Below are 17,664 nucleotides of genomic sequence, written 5' to 3'. Positions count from 1 at the left end.
CCCGGCGGACCGGTCAGCCGGCGAGCTGCCGGGGCGCCTCGGTGACGATCCTCTCGAAGGTCTCCTGGCAGCCGTCGAACATCGTGCCGGGCACCGGCCAGTTCAGCACCACCTCGCCGATGCCCAGGCCGCAGTAGCGGCCGGCGAGGTCGACGAACGCGTCGACCGAGTCCTGCCAGGGGTCCTTGGTGAAGCTGGTCAGATAGACCCGCTCCAGGTCCCCCGGGTCACGGCCGAGCGCGGTGCACGCCTCGTTCAGCCGTGTCACCTGGTCGCGCACCGACGCCGCGGCCGCGTCCCCGCTCTGCTCGGCGGCCTGCCGGCGGTCGCCGAAGGTCACCCAGCCCTGCCCGTACCGGGCGGTGAGGGCCAGCCCGCGGGGGCCGGTGGCCGCCACGGTGAACGGGACGCGGGGGCGCTGGACGCAGCCGGGGATCATCGGGGCCTCGACGGCCGAGTAGTGGGTGCCGTGGGAGGTGGTGGCCGGCCGGGTCAGCAGCCGGTCCAGCAGGGGCAGGAACTCGGCGAACCGGTCGGCCCGTTCCCCCGGGGCCCAGGGCCGCCCGCCCAGGATGGTGGTGTCGAAGCCCTCGCCGCCGGCGCCGATCCCCGCGGTCACCCGGCCCCCGGAGATGTCGTCCAGGCTCATCAGTTCCTGGGCCAGGGTCACGGGGTGGCGGAAGTTGGGCGAGGCGACCATGGTGCCCAGCCGGATCCGTGAGGTGACGAGCGCCGCCGCGGCCAGGGTCGGCACGGCGCCCAGCCACGGACCGCTGCGGAAGCTGCGGAAGGCCAGGTGGTCGAAGGTGTAGGCGGCGTGCAGCCCCAGTTCTTCCGCGCGGCGCCAGTGCTCCTGCGCGGTGGGCCATCGGTAGACGGGGAGGATGACGGTGCTGATGCGCATCCGGCCAGGCTAGGAGCGCGGGCGGACGCGGCACGGCACGCCGCGCGCGCCGTCACCGGTTCGGCCCCGCGGGGGCCGCTTGCGCGAAAGCACGGGACGGAAGCACGGGACGGAAGCACGGGACGGAAGCACGGGACGGAAGCGCGAGGAGGCGAACTGCCCCGTTCCGGCCGCGGTGTTCACCGTACGGCGCACCCCTCAGTCGATCGGGTGGAATCCGGCCGCCGGACGAGGGCCCCGGGCCGGATCACTGACAGGGTCGGCCCTGTTGATGCCGGTGCGAGATGGGGAGCGTGGGCCGCGTGGGCTTCATGGGGACGAGGAGGGCGAGGGTGCGTCGCGCCGTACGGGTGGCGCTGGGCGCGGCCGGGGCGGTGACGCTGCTGGTCGCGGGAGCACCGTCGGCGGAGGCGGGGGCGCGGGGGTGCAACCACCGTACGTGCATCTCGGTCGACGGAAGCGGGCTGCACGTCGACTCGGTGTCGGCGTCGACGACGTGGAACGGGGACTTCACGGGGCACTTCCATGTGTGGGGCGGGGGCCTGGACACCAACAGCCGGACGGCGTTCTGGGGTTATCACCAGCAGTTCACGGTGCCGGTGGGGCGGGACCTGCCGAACCGGGCGGTGGTGTGCGCGGAGGGGTGGGAGCATGTGAAGGGCGGGTTCCAGTCGCGGGGGCGGGCGTGCGAGGAGATTCATCTCTGACCCGGTGGCGCGCGGACGCGCCGGGGGCCCGGGCTCCGCGCGGAGGCGGGCCCCGCCGCGCGTCCTCGCATACCGGCCCGGCCGGATTGTGCAGCCAACTTCCGTCCGTTTTCCCGTAGTTGATTCACCGGGATCATCGCCCGGCATCCGCTGTGCCCGACCCCCGCGTGACGGGCTTCCGGCCCGCAACGGCGCCGTCCGCCCGCCCAGGATGCCCCGGGCGGGCGGCGCCCTGCCGGAACCGCCCCCTTCCGGGCTCCCCGCGGGACAGAATGTTCGCGATTGCCCACCGGGCCGGCGAGGGGGAAGCGTGGACGGACCATCGGCACACCCAAGGCTCAGGCTCGGCGACGTCGCCGTGATGCCGACGGCCGAGCTGATCCCGCTCTTCGAGCGGAGTTTCACCGCCCTGGTGACGGTGGCCATCGCCGAGGCGACGATGCGGGTCCCGTCGTCCACGCGGCGGCTGCTGCGCCGCCGGGAGTGGCATCTCGACTGGCTGGACGCCCTCAAGTACGCGGAGGGCGAGCTCCAGGTGTCGGTGGAGCGGATGCTGTGCACCGGCGATCCGCGGGCGGCGCGGAACGAGTACCGCCTGCGCCGGGTGCGGAGCACCCTGACCGCCGCCCATCGCGTCGCGGCCGACTTCCGGCGCCGCGCGCACCACGGCGGACTGCTGCGCTCGCCGATGCGGGACGCCTGCCACACCGCCCGCAACTGGCTGTCCAAGCTCCACATGGACGAGTTCGCCAAGCTCCTGGCGGAGGAACGGGCGGCGCACGGCCTCGCCCCGCTGGAGGAACCGGCCGTCAAGGACGTCTACGACTCCATCGAACTGGCCTACCGGCGCGGCTGGATCGAGGCCCCGCTCACCCCGGGGGTGAACGGGCTGCTGACCGCCCCGGCACGCACCGTGCGCGACGCCGCAGCCGACGACGCCCGCCGGCAGGAGGGCCGCGAGCCGGCACTGTTCCATCCCCTGCTGCTGCGCCGGTGGGACCAGGCGCTGCGGGAGCTGGCGAAGATGACGTTCCCGCTGGCGGGCGCCGGGAGCCCGTGCGCGCTGGGGCCGCTGCCGTCCTCGGCCGCGGCGCTGCCGCACGGCGAGCTGTTCCGGCTGCTCAACGCCCGGCGTTTCATGGCCGCCGTGCTCCAGCGGCGCGTCGAGTGCGGTCACCGCACCCGGCACGTGGCCGCGGCCGCGGGCCGGGCGGGACGGGAGGACCCCCGGTGCGTCGCGGACACCGAGGCGCGCGACCGGGCGGGCCGGCGGCTGGCGGAGCTGTACTCCGAGGAGTACGCCTGGATCCGGGCCCAGTTGGCCCCGTACGAGTACCGTCCGGGGCTGCTGGACCGGGAGTTACTGGATGTGGAGGCGCGCGCGGCGGTCAAGCGCCGTGTGACGGAGGCGCTGGCGGACGGCTCGTGGCGCACCCGCTGACCCGCCGGTCCCATCGATTCGTCCGCTTCCCGCACCGGACGCGTCGTACGTCCGGGATTCCCCGCGTCGGCGACGGTTCGCACGGAAGAACCGCGGAAAGACTTCTCCGCGTCGGCAGCCGGGAGGTCGGCGGCCGGGAGTCGGGGGGACCTCGCATGGCGTGGAGCAACAGGAGCGACACCGCGGCCGTCCTGGAGGACAACCGGGCGGCCCGGCGCGAGGTCGGCGACGCCCTGGGCTCGGGCCTGGCCGAACTCCGCGGCACGCTGGGCCACATACGCCAGGAACTGCTCGACGCGGTCACCTCGGGGGTCGCGGACCTGCGGACCGAGAACCGCGAGCTGCGCCGGCGGCTGGACCGCGCGGTGGGCGAACTGGCCGAGGCCCGGCAGGACATCGCCCGGGCCCGTACGGATATGGAGTCCCTGCGCCGCCAGTTGCTGGAGGCGCCGCCGGACCCGGAGCCCCTCGCACCGGCACCGGCGGCGGCCGCGGAGGACGGCGAGGAGCCCGTCGGCCGGGACGGCGCACCGCTGGACGCGGCGCGGCTGCCGGGGCTGCTGCGGTGCGCGGCCGGCATCGCGTCGGCGACACTGCTCTGTCACCGGGACACCTGGGCGTTCGTCCTCGAACAGGCCGCCAGGGACCGGCACTTCCGCGCCCCGGGCCAGGTCCTGAGCCCGGGCGGGGACCGGGTCGAGGCCGCGCTGTCGGGCCGGTCGCTGATCGCCGTCCTCACCAGCCTGTGGCACACGGCCGGTTCGGGACGGGGCGCCACCGGCGACTGGGCACTGGCGGTGGAGCTGTACGTACGGATCGCCGCCGCGGTCGAGCGGACGGGCGGCGGGGGCCGCTCCGGGGCCGCCGTCACGATCGTCCTGGACGACCGGGCGGGCGACGTCGGCGACGAGGAGGCACCGACGGCCTCATAAGCCCGCCAGGGCGAGGCCGGGAGTGGCGGGCAGCGGGTCGTGCCGTACGTGCCCGGCGGGGATCCCGGCGGCGGTCAGCCGGGCCGCGGCCGTCGCGACGAGGGCGGGCGGGCCGCCGAGGTAGGCGGTGTGGCCCGACCAGTCGCCCTGCCGGAGCACGGCACCGGCCAGCGACTCCCAGGCGCGCGGCTCCGGTTCGTCCGCGACGAGGGGGGCGACCCGCAGCCAGGGGCGGCGCAGGGCAAGCCCGGTCGCGGTCTCGACGTCGTACAGGTCGGCGAAGCGCCGCCCGCCGAGGAAGAGATGGACGGACCGGGGCCCGGTCCGGCGGGCGGACGCCTCCTCCAGCAGGGCCTTCAGGGGTGCCCAGCCGGTGCTGCCCGCGACGAGCAGCAGGTCGCGCGGGAGGTCCTCGTCGAGGGTCATGGTGCCGCTGGCCGGACCCAGGCGCAGGGTGTCGCCGACGCGGGTGCGCTCGACGAGGGCCTCGCTCACTCCCCCGGGCCCGGCGAGCCGTACGTGGAACTCGAGTTCGCCGTCGGGCCGGGGGGCGCAGGCGAACGAGTAGTACCGCCAGGCCTGGGGCAGCAGCGGCGACTGGACGGCGGCGTACTGTCCGGCGCGGTACGGGTACGGCTCGCCGGTCCGTACGCGCAGGACGGCGAGGTCCCGGCGGCGCCGCTCGTGCGCGACGACCGTGGCCCGCCAGGCGGGCGGCTCGCCGAGCGCCGCCTCGGCACCCTCGACCATGGCGCCGACGGCGAAGCGCAGCATCCGCAGCCAGGCCTCCTCCATGACCGACGTCCAGCGCGAGCCGGCGGTACGGCGCAGCGCCTCGCGCAGGGCCGCCTCGAACGCCTCGTAGTGGGCGGGCCGTACGCCGAGCTTGCGGTGGTCGCGGCCGAGGCGGGTGAAGGTGGCGGTGACGTGGTCGGGGTCGTGCAGGTTCTCGACGAGGTAGCGGAAGATGTGCGCGAGGTGCCGGCGCTGGAACTCCATCGACTCGGGGAAGAGGGAGCGCAAGTAGGGGTGGCGCGCGAAGAGTTCGGCGTAGAGCTCGGCGATCAGGTCGTCGAAGGGCGAGACGAGGTCCAGGCCGCGCTGGATCACCCGCTGGTCGGCCCGGCCGTCGTAGGGCTCCGGCGCCGGGGCGGCCGCCGGGCGTTCGGGCTGCCCCGGGGACAGCAGGGAGCGGCGCAGCCGCATGGCGTCGTGGCGGGCCAGCAGCCCGTGGTACTCGTCGCCGACGGTGTGCACGGGTCAGCACCCCTTCGCGGGCGTGGGGCGGGGCATGGGGGTACTCCTGTCGGCGGGGTGATACGGGCCGGCTGCCCGGTGGGCGGCGCGCGCCAGTATGGCACCGGGCGGGTCTGCCCGAAGGTCCCCGGGGGGTGGGGCCGTTCGGCCCATGTGATGGGGGTGCGGAATGTGCTGTGACGGTCCGTCAGGTTGTCAGGGCCGTTCGGCCCTACGCCGCGCGCGGTCCCGCGGCCCATCCTGATCACCGGACCGGGAGGGGGCCGGGGTGCCCAATCCCCCGCGGCATCGGGCCTCTTCCCGGTTCGCCCTTCCGGCGGGTCGCCCTGCCCCGGACCCGCCATGCCGGGCAGCCCGAGCCGCCCGCCGGACGATCCGGCGGCCGTCCCCCGCCGGGCGTCAGGCCATCAACCGCGCGAACTCGGCCATTTCGGCCTCCGGGTCCACAACGGGCTGGATCACCAGCTCGTCGACCCCCGACTTCTCCAGCGCGTTGATCCGCCCGACAACCTCGCCCCTGGTACCGACCAGGCCGAAGGTGTCCACCAGGGAGGGCACGATGAGCTCGCGGTCCACGGGGGACAGCCGGTCCAGATAGTTGCGGTAGAGCGCCTGGTGACGCTTGGGATCGGTGGGGGTGGTGCCGCGCAACTGGAGCAGACGGTCGACGGCCGCGGCCTCTTCCGGGGGGAGGGCCGCGCGGAAGGCGGGGTTCTCCGCGCCGAGGATCAGTGCGCTCAGTGCGATGTGCCCCATCGAGTCCTTGACCGGATCGCCGTAGCGGTCCTCGCCGTCGGCGAGAACGTGCAGGGAGGACATGAGATACGAACGGGTCTTCCCGGCGCTGTCCGCGTCCCGCGCCGCCGCCCGCCGGGCCCGGCCGAGGGCGGACCAGGCAGCGGGGTCGTGCAGCCCGAAGGAGATCGTTCCCGCGCCGAGCCGTCCGGCGACCGCAGCGGCCTTCGGGCCGAACGCGGCCACGACGAACTCCACGGGAGCCTCGGTGTTGACGTACGGCCCGACGTGCAGGAATCGCACCCTGCTGGACCGGGCCCCCTCGCGGTAGTCCGACTCGCGGCCCGCGGTGAGGGCCTGCAGGGCGGCCGTGAACGACTCCAGCTCCGCCGTCTTCACAGGCCGCATGCCGAGCGTACGGCGCGCCGTGTTGCCGGTGCCGACCCCGCAGATGATGCGGCCGGGGGCGAGGGCGTTGAGGCTGCCGACGGCCGCCGCCGCGGCGGGCGCGGAACGCAGTGCCGGTGAGGTGACACCGATGCCGAGCCTGATCCGGTGGGTGGACTTGGCGCAGAGTGCGAGACTCACGAACGGATCGCCGTGGACCATCGGCGTGTCGTACACCCAGAAACTGTCGAAGCCGAGTTCCTCCGCGCGGGCGGCCAGGTGTTCCACACCCGGCCCTGCTGTCATGACGATGCCGGTCCGCATGGCGACTCTCCTCGCCGTCGAGTGAGGTGGCCGAACAGCCTAGTTGCAGCTCGCTGCCGCCGGGGTTCCGGCCGGGTCCGGGGGCGGACGACAAACGTGGCCCGGGAACGGGAAAAGAGCGGGTCGGGGGCAAAACCCCCGACCCGCCCCGGCACGCCGCCTCAGTGACGCTTCGCCAACGCCTTCGTGGCCGCCTTCGCGGGCGCCTTCACCGCGCCCTTCGTCGCCGGTGCCGCCGCCGGCGTCTTGCACGCGATGTCCGTGCCCGTGTTGTACACGCCGTCCTTCTTGGCCTGGCCACCCTGGAACTCGTAGTAGACGTACGAGTAGAAGTCGATGCGCCGGCTCGGGCCACAGGCCGAGTCCGCGGCGATGTCGTAGGTCAGCTTGACGGTGCGGGTGGCGCCCGGGATGACGGGGACGATGTAACGAACGGTGCCGCTCGTGCCGTTCACATCGCACTGCACGGTCTCACCGGTGCAGGACTTGAACGCGTACTTGAGACCGGGGTCCTGCGTCGTGTTCCAGGTCGGCTGTATCGACTGGTACACGAACTGGGTGTTCGTCTGCTGGTCGTTGGTGAAGGTCATCGTGATGGTGACCGTCGAGCCGGGCGTCGCGCTCGCCTTGTCGACACTGATCGACATCGGCGCCGCGGGGGCGGCCGAGGCGGGCTGTGCCACCAGGCCGGGCAGGCCGAGGGCGAGGGCGAGGACACTGGAGAGACCGAGGCGTCTGCGTGTTGTAGGGCGCATGGCGGAGGAGAGTAGGGACCTGTGGGGCGCCTGGCACTACCCCCCGAAAGGGATCGGCCACGCTCGGGAACGCCTGTGTGACTCCCGGTGCTGGTGCCTAGCGGATTGCCGCATGGGCACAGGCGTACGAGTTGGCCGGGAATGGCTGATGGAACACCCGTCATACGACGCCTCAGCGCACATCCCGCACCCCACCCTCAACCCGCCTCCCGCACCGCCTCCTCCGTCACCGTCCGCAGGAACACCGGCACGGCCGCGAGGACGGCTCCCGCGAAGACCAGTAACGCGACGCGGTCGCCGAACCACTGCGCGAGCACCCCGACAAGCCCGGCCCCGACCGGCATCGCGCCCCAGCTCAGCAGCCGGTAGGCACCGTTGTGGCGCCCGGCCATGTCCTCCGGGACGAGGTTCTGGCCGATCAGCCGGGCGTTGACGGTCCACAGCGTGCCGCCCAGGCCGCCGAGGAACGCCGCACCGGCCACCGCCCAGAGGTTCGACGTCAGGGCGGGGACGGCCAGCATCGCGAACGTCGTGACCAGATCGGCCAGCAGCGCCCGGCGCCGGCCGAGCAGCCGGTCGACGACCCCGGCCGCGAGCGCGCCCGCCAGCCCGCCGCACCCCAGGGCGCTGACGACGACGCCGTACTCCCGGGCGGACAGTCCCATGCGCCCCGTCGCGACCAATGGCATCAGGGCCATCCAGGCGCCCCAACCGGCGCACAGCACCGTCAGGGTGAGGGACATCACCCTCAGCAGCGGGTGCCGCCACAAGTGGCGCGGCCCTTCACCGATCTGCCGGTGCACGCCGGACGCGTCGCCCGGGGCATCCCGCCGCACGGCCCGGAAGCGGCCGACGAGCAGGACCAGCAGACAGGTGGCCCCGAGATACGCGGCCCAGGCCGCGCCGAGCGCGACCCCCGCTCCCATCGCGAAGAGCAGCCCGCCGAGGAAGGGACCGCCGAACTCGTTGGCGCCCGTCTCCGCCCCGGCGATCCAGGCGTTGACGCGGGCGCGTCCGGCCCGGGGGACGAGCGAGGGCACCAGCGCCGCCGCCGCGGTCAGCGCGACGACCTCGGCGACGCCGAGCGCCAGGGCGACCAGGACCAGGGCCGCGATGCCGCCGCGCCCGCCGGCGGTCAGGGCGGCCAACGTCCCGACGGCGAGCAGCCGTACGCCGTCGGCCAGCCAGAGCAGGCGGCGCCGGTCCGCGCGGTCGACGAGCACGCCGATGTGCAGGGCGGTCAGCAGCCAGGGCAGGGTCAGCGCCAGCGAGACCGCCGAGACCAGCACCGGCGAGCTGGTCGTCACGGGAGAGTCGACCCGCCTGAAGCGCTGCGCGGAGCAAGCGTGCGCCTGGGTCTTCTGGGACGTCTCGAAGAACCGCAGCAGGCGCTGGTGTTCCATGCGCGTCTGCGGGAACCGTGCGAAGGCGCGGCGGTACGCGGCACGGCAGGAGCCGTCCGCGTCCGATTGAACGGGTTCTCGCGGTGCCGGAGCCGGTCACTGCACGCAGAACTCGTTGCCCTCGGGGTCCGCCATCGTCACATGGGTGCTGCCGTGCTCCGCCACCCTCCGCAACACCCGGGCTCCCAGCCCCTCCAGACGCCCGACCTCCGCGTCCCGCCGCTCCGGTCCGAAGTGGAGGTCCATGTGCAGGCGGTTCTTGCCCTGCTTGGGCTCGGGGACGGCCTGGAAGAGGAGGCGGCGGCCGAGGCCGACACCGGTGGCGGCGTCGACCGGGTCCTCGGGGTGGCGGCAGGCCGCCGCGTGCCGCCACGCCTTGCGGTCGCCGACGGCGGTCCACTGGGTGTCGTCGATCGCGCCGAGGCCGAGCAGCCGGTCGATGAGGACGCCGTGGTCCTCCACCTCGTACTCGAGGGCGGCGGCCCAGAAGCCGGCGAGACGCTGCGGGTCGGCGCAGTCGACGACGAGTTTCCAGTGCACGGCCATGGAAGTTTCCTCCGGTTGTCCCGGGCGCCCGCGGTTCCGGCGGCGCGCCCCTCTCCTATCCGATCTTTTCCGAAACCATTTATAGTGGTTACATGATCACGACGGCAAGCGGGCTCTTCCTCCGCTCCCCCGACGGCACCGGCTTCCATTTCGACCCGGGCGCCCTGTGCCTGGAGCTGCTGTGCACCGGCGGGCCGGGCGGGCTCGCCCGCTGGGAGTCCCTGCACGAGCCGCGGGACCTGGCCGACTGGCTGGGGCGTTCCCGGCTGGGGCTGCGCCCCGACGACGTGGCCGTCTCCGCCGGGGAGTTGGCGGCGGGCCGCGCCCTGCGGGACGCCCTGTGGCGCCTCGCGCGGTCCGCCGTCCGTGGCGACCGGCCGGATCCCGGCGACCTCGCCGAGGTCAACCGGGCGGCGGCCGCTCCCCCGCCCGCCCCGCGGATCACCGCCGACGGCACCCGGGCCTGGGCCCTGCCGGTCACCGGCGGGCAGGCGCTGTCCGCCGTCGCCCGCGACGCCGTCGACCTGCTGACCGGACCGTCCGCCGATCGCATCCGCGAATGCGGCGCGGACAACTGCCAGTTGGTGTTCGTGGACACCTCACGCCCCGGCCGACGCCGCTGGTGCTCCATGGAGCGCTGCGGGAACCGCCACAAGGTCCGGGCCCTGCGCGCCCGGCGCGAGACCGAGGAGAAGACCGCCCGATGAACCACGACCACCGCCCCACGGGTCTGACGCAGGACGCCGGCTTCCAGATCGGCGTCTCCCGGACGCTTCCGGTGCCTCCGGCCGAGGTCTGGCGCTTTCTGACCTCACCGGAGGGCCTGGCCCTGTGGCTGGGCGAGGGCGCCGACATCGGTACGGAGCACGGGAGTTCGTACACGACGGCCGACGGCACGACCGGCGAGGTGCGCGGCTTCCGCGAGGGCGCCCGCCTCCGGCTGACCCACCGGCCCTCCGGCGCCGTCGCGGAGACCACGGTGCAGGTCACCGTCACACCCCGCGGCGAAGGCGCGATGCTCCGCTTCCACCAGGAGCGGCTGCCCGACGCGGCCGCCCGCGCGGAACGACGTGAGCACTGGTACGCCGTCATGGAGACAGTGGTCAACTCGCTTGCCCCGCAGCACCGTTGAGGGCGAGCGGATTGGGGACGGGCAGATAGCGCGGGTCGGTGCCGTCCGCGTCGATCCACCGGGACAGGAGGTTGGCCTTGGCCGGGACGGTGGGGGCGGCGAGGAGCTCTTCGGTCCCGGGCAGTCCGCGTTCCTTGTCGTACCGTTCGAACTCCCGCCGTGCGACGGGCCACAGTTCGTCGGCGGCCCCGGGGAAGCGGTGGGCGAGGGCGCCGGCGATCTCGGTGAGGTTGTTGACGACGAGGCAGTAGACGAGGCGCCGCCGGGCGGTCTCGCGGGGCGTGTCGGGGACGACCTTGGCGCCCTCCGTGTCGCGGAAGACGGCCTGGACGGGGACGCCGTCCGCGTCGACGGCGACCAGGGTGTTCTGCAGATGGCACTCGACGGCGACCCCGTGCCGGGCGTACGCCTCCAGCACGGGAGGGACGACGCTGTCCAGGTACGCCGTCCACCAGGACAGCGGGTCGGTGACGCGGTCGAGGGGATTGCCGTCGAAGCCCTCGGGGAGTGCGGCGCCCAGGACGGCGGTGGCGCCCGGGAGCAGATGGCCGTCCAGGCCGTCGCGGACGAGGACGGGGAACGTCTCCTCCAGGCCGCGGACCGTGCGGTGGCCGCGTTCGGAGAGCCAGGCCGCGGGGCCGCCCATGGCCCGGAAGGCGGCGGTGACCGGCGGGTCGGTGCGGCGCACGTCACGGAGTTCGTGCCGTCGGATCCGCCGGATGTCGTTGGTGATCTGTACGTCCAGGCTGAACTTGAGGAAAAGATCCGGCCGTTCGGGGGCCGCGGGGACGTGGACCGTACGGACCGAGGACGTGGCCCGCGCCTCCCAGGGCGTCACCCCCAGCCGCACCAGCCGGCCCTCGGCGAACGCGGCGCGCACCGCGGGCAGGTGCCGGGTGAGGTCGAACTGCCAGGGGTGGACGGGCAACAGGCGGTAACCGGGCGGGGCCTGGCCCAGCGTGTCGAGGGCGCGGGTGTCCCCGTCGTCGGCCACCGCGTCCTCGCGTACGCCCAGCAGGACGAGCGGGAAACGGGCGTACGCCTCGGGGGCGTAGCGCAGCCAGACGTCCGGAGGGCCGCCTCCGGTACGGGCCTTGGGGGCCGGGTGGAAGGGGTGGCCCATGACCAGGGCCTGTTCGGAGCGCAGCCACAGGTCGTCGGGCGGGGCCGCGCGGGCGCGGGCGGCGAGGAGCGCCTCGACGGTCGTGCGCCCGGCGGCCATCTCGGCGACCAGTGCGTCATTGGGGCGTCCGGTGGCGGCGCCCATCTCCCGGGCGGCGAGGGCGACGAGGGCGGCGTGGTCCAGGGGCTGCCAGGTGTCCCCGGTCCACAGTTCGGGGGCGGAAGGCCGGTGGCCGGTGCGGACGCGCAGCAGCCGGCCGCCGGTGCGCAGGCGGTGGACGGCACGGCCGGCGGACGGCTCCCCGGCCGCGTTGGCGGCCTCGCGGAGCAGGCAGTTGAGGAGAGGCGCGACGGCCAGGGCGTCGGCTGTCCGGGCGAAGGCATTCATCGGGCATCAGTATGTGTGGAGTGTGTTCGAGTGCGGTAGGACATGCCCGTGTGCCACACCGTCGCCGAGCGTGACCTCGCGAAGGAACTGGACAGCGTCCGCCCCGAGTTGTCCGCCGCGTACCTCGCCGCCCTCCCCGGGGCGCGGGCGGCGGTGCTGGCCCGGCTGTGGCGCGGGCTGGTCCACGAGCCGTTGCCCTGGGTGGCGGACCGTGCGGCCGGGGGCGGCGGGATCACGCTGCGGCTGGCCAACGGGCGGCGGCTGCACGGTCCGCCGTCGGATCCCTGGACGACGGGCGGGGCGGTCGGGGCCGTCGAGCTGGACGGCGTCGCGTACGACCACCCCGCCCGCCTGCTGACGGCCCTGGCCGTGCCGGGCGGCGAGCGCTTCGCCGCCGAACTCGACCACGGCGTGGCGTCGTTGGCGCTGTCCAGGACGGCACCCTGTCCCGCAGGCCCGCCGACGGTTCCCTGGGAGTGGGAACAGCGCTCCCCGGACGGCCATCCGTACCATCCCGGCTGCCGCTCCCGGCCCGGTTTCTCGGCGGCCGAGCAGCTGGCGTACGCGCCGGAACACCGCCCGGTGGTGGGGCTGCGGCTCGCGCCCGTCCGGAACGCGACGGTACGGGGCCCATGGCCGCCGGAACTGCGGGACGGGGACGCCGTGTTGATCCCGGCACACCCCTGGCAGGCCGAGCACGTCCTGACCGGCCTGCCGCTGCTCCCGGGCCCGGAGGCCCATCCGCTCCTGGCCCTGAGATCCCTCGCCCTCGACACGAGGACACATGTCAAGACCGCGCTCAGCACCCAACTCACCTCCGCCGTCCGGGACATCTCCGCCTACTCGGTGGACCATGCCCTGGCCACCTCGGGGGTCATCGAGTCCGTCGCGGGGCGTCTGGACGGCCGACTGCACATCGCGCGGACACTGGCCGCGGCGGGGGCAGGCACGCCGGACCTGGCGGCGGTGCTGCGGGAGTCGCCGTACGCGTACGCCGGGCCGGGGGAACAGGTCGTCCCCGTCGCCGAGTTGCCCTCCCTGCTCACGCACTACGGCCCCCGCGCCCGGACGGAGCGGGTCGTCGCCTTCGCACGCCTGGCCCTCGGCGTCTGCCTGGACCTGCTCGACCTGGGGGTGGCCATGGAGGGGCACGGGCAGAACCTGCTCGCGGTGGTCGACGCGGACGGGTGGGCCCGTCGGCTGGTCTACCGCGACCTCGCCGACATCCGCATCAGCCCGGCCCGGCTGCGGCGGCACGGCTTCCCGCCACCGCCACTGACCGGCCGGCTGCTGAACGACGATCCCGTCGCCCTCCGCCGCAAGGTCTTCGGCTGCCTGATCACCGGCGCCCTGGGCCCGCTGGCGGGGAACGCCGCAACGCTGGGCGCGGTCCTGGAGACCGCCGCCCGGGACCTCCCCGCGACGGCGGACCTGCGGGCGCTCCGGACCGAGCGGCTGCCGGCGAAGGCGCTGACGCTGATGCGGCTGGAGCCGGGGAGCGGCGACCGGTGGGCGCTGCTGCCCAACCCGCTCGCCGATGCCCGGCGTTGATTGGGGGTTGATTCAGCCCGCGATGTCCCGCAGCGCATCGAGATGGCGCCGGTAGACGGCGAGCCCCTCGTCGGTGACGGCCAGCCAGGTCCGCGGCTGCCGGCCGACCCGGCCCTTCTCCACGGCGATCCAGCCGGCCTCCTCCAGGGCCGCGGCCTGTTTGGACAGCACGGAGTCGGTGACCTCCACCAGGTCCCGCACATATCCGAACTCGGCCTTCCCGACGGCGGCGAGGGCGGCGACGACCGACAGCCGCACCGGGGAGGCCAGCAGCGGCGCGAGCCGGTGCCGCGGGTGGCGGTCGCTCACGTCCGACGCCTCCGCTCCCCCACGGCCGCCACGGCGAACGGCAGGGCGCAGACCGGCGCGGCGACCGCGGCGAAGAGGACGTTGTCCCGGAGGACGGTGACGGACAGCACGATGGTGAGGGCGTAGAGGGCGGCCCATGTCCCGATCACGGTGCAGTGCCGGCGGGCGAAGCCGCGCGGAACGACGCGCTGGCGCGCCGCGTAGACCGACAGCCCCGAGACCAGAGCGGCATTCGCTCCGCCGCTCGCGGCCGTCCCGGCGTGCCAGAGCACGACGGCAGGGACGAAGGCCAGTTGCCATGCGGCGAAGATCCATAGATACACGGCGTACCAATGGCTGCTGCCGCGTGCCGCGTTCTCGATGCGCGCGGCGCCGCGCAACGCGGCTGCGGCGTCGATGTGTCCGGCCATGGTGAACCCCCTGGTTCTCGTTCCGAACTTCCCGGTTGCCGGCATGTCATCCACTTTCCACTTTGGAAAGTAGCTGGTTGCGGCGCCGACCTGACCAAGTAGCGCACCCCGCATTGCCCGGCCGCGCCTCCCTCGCCCACAGTGCGGATCCCGGCCCGTCGGCTTCCTTCCGACGGGCCGTCCGCTTGCGCAACGAGGAGGGGCAGAAATGTACGCATCCGGAGTCTTCGGTGAGGGGCGCGCCCGGTGAACGCCGCGCTGGCCGCTCTGCCCGTCCTGGTCACCCTGGCCCTGCTCGCGCTGCGGGTGCGTGCCCTGTACGCGAGCCTCGCCGCGCTGGGGACCGCCGTGGTGCTCACCGCCACCGTCTTCCGCACCGCGCCGCGCGAACTGGGCGACGCACAGCTCCACATGCTGCCCACCGTCGTCGAACTGGCCGCGATCCTCTTCGGCGGCATCCTGCTGAGCGAGCTCATGAACCGCACCGGCGCCCAGGCGCGGCTGGGCGACCGGATCGGCTCCGCCTGCAGTTCTCCGGCGCGCGCGGTGCTGCTGGTGATGCTCGGCGTGACCCCGTTCGCCGAATCGCTCACCGGCTTCGGGATCGGGGTCGTGGTCGCCGTTCCCCTGCTGCGCAGCCTGGGGCTGGCACCGGCGAGGGCGGCCGCCGTCGGGCTCCTGGGACTGGTCACGGTGCCGTGGGGGTCGCTGGCCCCGGGCAGCCTGGTGGCGGCGGAGCTCGGCGGTGTCGGTTTCCGGCAACTGGGCGTCGACTCCGCCCTGCTGTCCGCGCCCGTCTTCCTGATCTGCGGGGCGGCGGCGCTGATCATCTCCTTCGGGTTCCGCCGCGCCCTGGCGGCGATGGGGGAACTCCTGCTGGCAGCTGGGGTGTTGTGGGTGACGGTGTGGTCGGTCAACACCTTCGTCGGCGTACCGCTGGCCGGGGTGCTCGGCGGTCTGGCCACCGTCGTCGTCCTGCTGTCGGTCTCCCGCACGGTCGAACGCGACAGGGAGCCCGTGGGACGGGCACTCGCCCCCTACGCCTTCCTGGTCGCCGGGCTCCTGGCCGGGCGGGCCGCGCTGGCCGCGGCGGGCATCGAGGACGGCTGGTGGGCGGTGCTCGCCGGGCCGGGCGGCTGGCTGCCGCTGACCGGGGTGCTCGCACCGGCCCTGCTGGGCGCCCGCGGCCCGGTGCTCGGCGCGGCGGCGCGCGCCGCGCTGGGGCGCTGGTGGCAGGTGACCCTGACGACGGTGGTCTTCCTGACGCTGGGCACGCTGCTCACCGTGACGGGCATGAGCCGCGAACTGGCCGAGGCCTGCGCCTCGCTGGGCGGCGCCTACCTCGTCCTCGCGCCGTGGATCGGCGCGGTGGGCGGCTTCCTGGCCGGTTCCAACACGGGGGCCAACGCGATGTTCGCGGCGAGCCAGGCCGGTGCCGCGCAGGCGCTGGGGTACTCGGCGGGGCACCTGGTCGCGGTGCAGAACGTCAGCGCCGCGCTGGCCTCGGGCGCCGCGGTCGCCCGCGTCGCGCTGGCGGCGGAGCTGGCCACGACCGCGCCCGGGCCGGCCGGGGCGCCGGCCCCGGTCGCGGAGCGCGCGGCGGGCGGGGGCGCGGCGGTCCGTACCGCAGCCCCGGCCCGGACGGCCGCCGGGGCCCCGGCCGACGCCGGGTGGGTGCTGCGTACGGTGCTCGGGGTGCACGCTCTGGTCTTCGTGACGCTGGGGATCGTCGCCGCCATGTGGCGGTGACGGGGGAACGGCGAGAGGATCGGGGGTGAGATGCGTGAGATAGCCACTTGGACCGACATCGGGGCACCTCCCGCACGCGTCTGGGAGGTGCTCACCGACCTGGAGCACTACCGCGACTGGAACCCGTTCGTACGGGAGGCCTCCGGGTCGGTCACCGTGGGCTCCCGGCTCCGGCTGAGGATGCACCCGGCGCACCGCCGTCCGATGACCTTCCACCCGCGCGTGCGCGCCGTCGTCCCGGAGCGGGAGCTGCGCTGGCGCGGGCGGCTGCTCGTACCGGGCCTCTTCGACGGTGAACACCGCTTCGTCCTCACGGATTTGGACGGCGGCGGGACGCGGCTGGTCCAGAGCGGACGCTTCACCGGCCTCCTGGTCCCGTTCCTCAAGCGGAGGATCGCCGATACGGCGGGTGACTTCGAGGCGTTCGACCGGGCGCTGCGACGGAGGGCGGAAGGGCGGGCTACTCCGGCGGATTGCAGTGGTAGGTGATCACCAGGTTCTTGTCCTTGAGTTCCGCGACGGCGTCGAAAATCACCTGCTGGCCATTGACGTCGACGGCGACCTTTTTGTTCGTCGCCACCTTCCCCGCTCCCTGCTTCCTCCAGTTCCACTCCAGCCCGCCGGCCGCGGCCTCCCCGTTGATGAGCCCCCGCGCGCACCCCAGGAGAAAGGCCGCCGTGTTCTTCCGGTGCCACTCCAGTCCCTGCTGGGAGCCGAACGTCGTTCCCATCTTCGCCTTGTACGGGCCCAGTTCTGCGATTTTCGGGTTCTGGTGCTTGTTCTGATGGGTGTCCAGGACGATCGTCACCTGGGTTCCGTCCACCGTTTCCTTCAGCATGGTCTGGTCCCCGAGCTGCGTACTCTCCTTCTCGGCGGGTGCCTTGGCAGTGGCCGCCTTCCCCTTCGCCCTGGCGCCGCCCTTGGGCATGCGCTGGACGGCCCCGGCGCCCGGGGCCGGGACCGCGCGGGCGGGTAAGGCGGCCGGAGCCGCGCCGGACAGGACCCGGGTGGCGTTGGCCTCGGCCTCGCGTTCGTAGCGGTCGCCGGGGTCCGAGATACGCAGCCCGCTTCCGTTGTCGGTGCCGGCGACCGGCCCTTGGCGTTGCTGGATGACATGGGTGAGCTCGTGGGCGAGTACGTGCCGGTCGTCGGCGTCTTCGCCGATGACGACGTGGTTGCCGCTGGTGTAGGCGCGGGCGCCGATCTCGGCGGCGGAGCGCTGGGCGCTGGTCCCGGTGTGGACGCGGACGTCCGAGAAGTCGGCACCGAGGCGGGCCTCCATCTCCGACCGCAGCGGCTCGGCGAGCGGGCGCCCCGGGGAGGCGAGCACCTGCTGGACGTAGCGGCCCACGGCCGCGTTCCCCGCGGCGCGCTGCCGGGCCAGGAGATCGGCCGGCGTCGGCCGCGGCGAGGCGGGGACGGCCCGCGCCACGGACTTCTTCTCGACGGGTCCGGCATTCGTGACAGGGCGGTGTGCACGCATGACTGGGCCTCTCTGTAGCTGTCGTTGAGAGGTGTACATGGGGTCGGGACCATGCCTCCTGGGAGAAGAGGCCGATGGCGTCGAGGACATGACCCTCCTCATCCTGGAGTGGCTCGGCGAGCACGGCGT

The 17,664-nt window shown here is 74.1% G+C and carries 18 protein-coding genes and 1 pseudogene; 9 read left to right on the top strand and 10 right to left on the bottom strand.

Annotation, left to right across the window (positions count from 1 at the left end):
* Nucleotides 1–13: 13 nt before the first annotated feature.
* Nucleotides 14–904 carry an LLM class flavin-dependent oxidoreductase gene (locus AB8735_RS34520; protein ID WP_372411574.1) on the bottom strand — a complete coding sequence of 297 codons (891 nt, stop codon included), beginning with the start codon at nt 902–904 and terminating at the stop codon, nt 14–16.
* Nucleotides 905–1,236: 332 nt separating this feature from the next.
* Here AB8735_RS34520 and AB8735_RS34515 point away from each other — a divergent pair, with 332 nt between their 5' ends.
* The 3 genes from AB8735_RS34515 (at nt 1,237) to AB8735_RS34505 (ending at nt 3,984) form a co-directional block, all read left to right on the top strand.
* Nucleotides 1,237–1,611 (top strand): hypothetical protein, encoded by a 375-nt coding sequence (locus AB8735_RS34515; RefSeq protein ID WP_344020916.1) that lies wholly within the window; start codon nt 1,237–1,239, stop codon nt 1,609–1,611.
* Nucleotides 1,612–1,921: 310 nt separating this feature from the next.
* On the top strand, nt 1,922–3,052 hold the full coding sequence (locus AB8735_RS34510) for a hypothetical protein (protein WP_344020914.1): 1,131 nt from the start codon (nt 1,922–1,924) through the stop codon (nt 3,050–3,052).
* A gap of 155 nt (nt 3,053–3,207) precedes the next feature.
* Entirely contained in the window at nt 3,208–3,984 is a 777-nt protein-coding gene (locus AB8735_RS34505) for a hypothetical protein (RefSeq protein WP_372411573.1), read from the top strand.
* Here the strand turns inward: AB8735_RS34505 and AB8735_RS34500 are convergent.
* From AB8735_RS34500 to AB8735_RS34485, 4 genes are all read right to left on the bottom strand, one after another.
* Nucleotides 3,979–5,241, bottom strand: coding sequence for a globin domain-containing protein (locus AB8735_RS34500; RefSeq protein ID WP_372411572.1), 1,263 nt, complete (start codon nt 5,239–5,241; stop codon nt 3,979–3,981). The two genes, AB8735_RS34505 and AB8735_RS34500, sit on opposite strands and share 6 nt — an antisense overlap.
* Before the next feature lie 399 nt (nt 5,242–5,640).
* Nucleotides 5,641–6,687 carry an LLM class flavin-dependent oxidoreductase gene (locus tag AB8735_RS34495; protein ID WP_372411571.1) on the bottom strand — a complete coding sequence of 349 codons (1,047 nt, stop codon included), beginning with the start codon at nt 6,685–6,687 and terminating at the stop codon, nt 5,641–5,643.
* Nucleotides 6,688–6,848: 161 nt separating this feature from the next.
* Nucleotides 6,849–7,442 carry a hypothetical protein gene (locus AB8735_RS34490; RefSeq protein ID WP_344020907.1) on the bottom strand — a complete coding sequence of 198 codons (594 nt, stop codon included), beginning with the start codon at nt 7,440–7,442 and terminating at the stop codon, nt 6,849–6,851.
* Between the two features lie 197 nt (nt 7,443–7,639).
* A complete protein-coding gene (locus AB8735_RS34485; protein ID WP_372411570.1) occupies nt 7,640–8,731 on the bottom strand; it encodes an MFS transporter in 1,092 nt (363 codons plus the stop codon).
* Between the two features lie 7 nt (nt 8,732–8,738).
* Here AB8735_RS34485 and AB8735_RS34480 point away from each other — a divergent pair.
* A pseudogene (locus AB8735_RS34480) lies at nt 8,739–8,915 on the top strand (CGNR zinc finger domain-containing protein); the annotation flags it as partial.
* Between the two features lie 26 nt (nt 8,916–8,941).
* Here AB8735_RS34480 and AB8735_RS34475 read toward each other — a convergent pair.
* Nucleotides 8,942–9,391, bottom strand: a complete 450-nt coding sequence (locus tag AB8735_RS34475) for a VOC family protein (protein WP_344020903.1) — start codon at nt 9,389–9,391, stop codon at nt 8,942–8,944.
* Between the two features lie 92 nt (nt 9,392–9,483).
* On the opposite strand from AB8735_RS34475, the gene AB8735_RS34470 reads away from it, so the two are divergent.
* Complete coding sequence (locus tag AB8735_RS34470; RefSeq protein WP_372411569.1) at nt 9,484–10,098, top strand: ABATE domain-containing protein; 615 nt, start codon at nt 9,484–9,486, stop codon at nt 10,096–10,098.
* Nucleotides 10,095–10,523: an SRPBCC domain-containing protein gene (locus AB8735_RS34465; protein ID WP_372411568.1), complete on the top strand. Its 429-nt coding sequence runs from the start codon at nt 10,095–10,097 to the stop codon at nt 10,521–10,523. The genes AB8735_RS34470 and AB8735_RS34465 overlap by 4 nt, the downstream gene beginning before the upstream one ends.
* Here AB8735_RS34465 and AB8735_RS34460 read toward each other — a convergent pair.
* Complete coding sequence (locus AB8735_RS34460; protein WP_372411567.1) at nt 10,495–12,033, bottom strand: IucA/IucC family siderophore biosynthesis protein; 1,539 nt, start codon at nt 12,031–12,033, stop codon at nt 10,495–10,497. The genes AB8735_RS34465 and AB8735_RS34460 overlap by 29 nt on opposite strands.
* A gap of 42 nt (nt 12,034–12,075) precedes the next feature.
* Between AB8735_RS34460 and AB8735_RS34455 the strand changes: the two genes are divergently transcribed.
* Nucleotides 12,076–13,584, top strand: coding sequence for an IucA/IucC family protein (locus AB8735_RS34455; protein WP_372411566.1), 1,509 nt, complete (start codon nt 12,076–12,078; stop codon nt 13,582–13,584).
* A gap of 12 nt (nt 13,585–13,596) precedes the next feature.
* Here AB8735_RS34455 and AB8735_RS34450 read toward each other — a convergent pair whose 3' ends face one another.
* On the bottom strand, nt 13,597–13,893 hold the full coding sequence (locus AB8735_RS34450) for a winged helix-turn-helix domain-containing protein (protein ID WP_372411565.1): 297 nt from the start codon (nt 13,891–13,893) through the stop codon (nt 13,597–13,599).
* Nucleotides 13,890–14,303 (bottom strand): hypothetical protein, encoded by a 414-nt coding sequence (locus AB8735_RS34445; RefSeq protein WP_372411564.1) that lies wholly within the window; start codon nt 14,301–14,303, stop codon nt 13,890–13,892. The genes AB8735_RS34450 and AB8735_RS34445 overlap by 4 nt, the downstream gene beginning before the upstream one ends.
* Before the next feature lie 246 nt (nt 14,304–14,549).
* On the opposite strand from AB8735_RS34445, the gene AB8735_RS34440 reads away from it, so the two are divergent.
* Together AB8735_RS34440 and AB8735_RS34435 are read left to right on the top strand one after the other, a co-directional pair.
* A complete protein-coding gene (locus tag AB8735_RS34440; RefSeq protein WP_372411563.1) occupies nt 14,550–16,052 on the top strand; it encodes an L-lactate permease in 1,503 nt (500 codons plus the stop codon).
* A 30-nt stretch (nt 16,053–16,082) separates the two neighbouring features.
* Nucleotides 16,083–16,541: an SRPBCC family protein gene (locus AB8735_RS34435; RefSeq protein WP_372411562.1), complete on the top strand. Its 459-nt coding sequence runs from the start codon at nt 16,083–16,085 to the stop codon at nt 16,539–16,541.
* Here AB8735_RS34435 and AB8735_RS34430 read toward each other — a convergent pair.
* Nucleotides 16,513–17,535, bottom strand: a complete 1,023-nt coding sequence (locus AB8735_RS34430; RefSeq protein ID WP_372411561.1) for a DUF4157 domain-containing protein — start codon at nt 17,533–17,535, stop codon at nt 16,513–16,515. The genes AB8735_RS34435 and AB8735_RS34430 overlap by 29 nt on opposite strands.
* Nucleotides 17,536–17,664 lie beyond the last annotated feature (129 nt).

Origin of the sequence: Streptomyces luteireticuli, from assembly GCF_041519305.1 — a bacterium.
In the GTDB taxonomy this organism is placed as follows: Bacteria; Actinomycetota; Actinomycetes; order Streptomycetales; family Streptomycetaceae; genus Streptomyces; species Streptomyces luteireticuli.
This window is presented reverse-complemented; position numbering and strand designations above follow the sequence as displayed.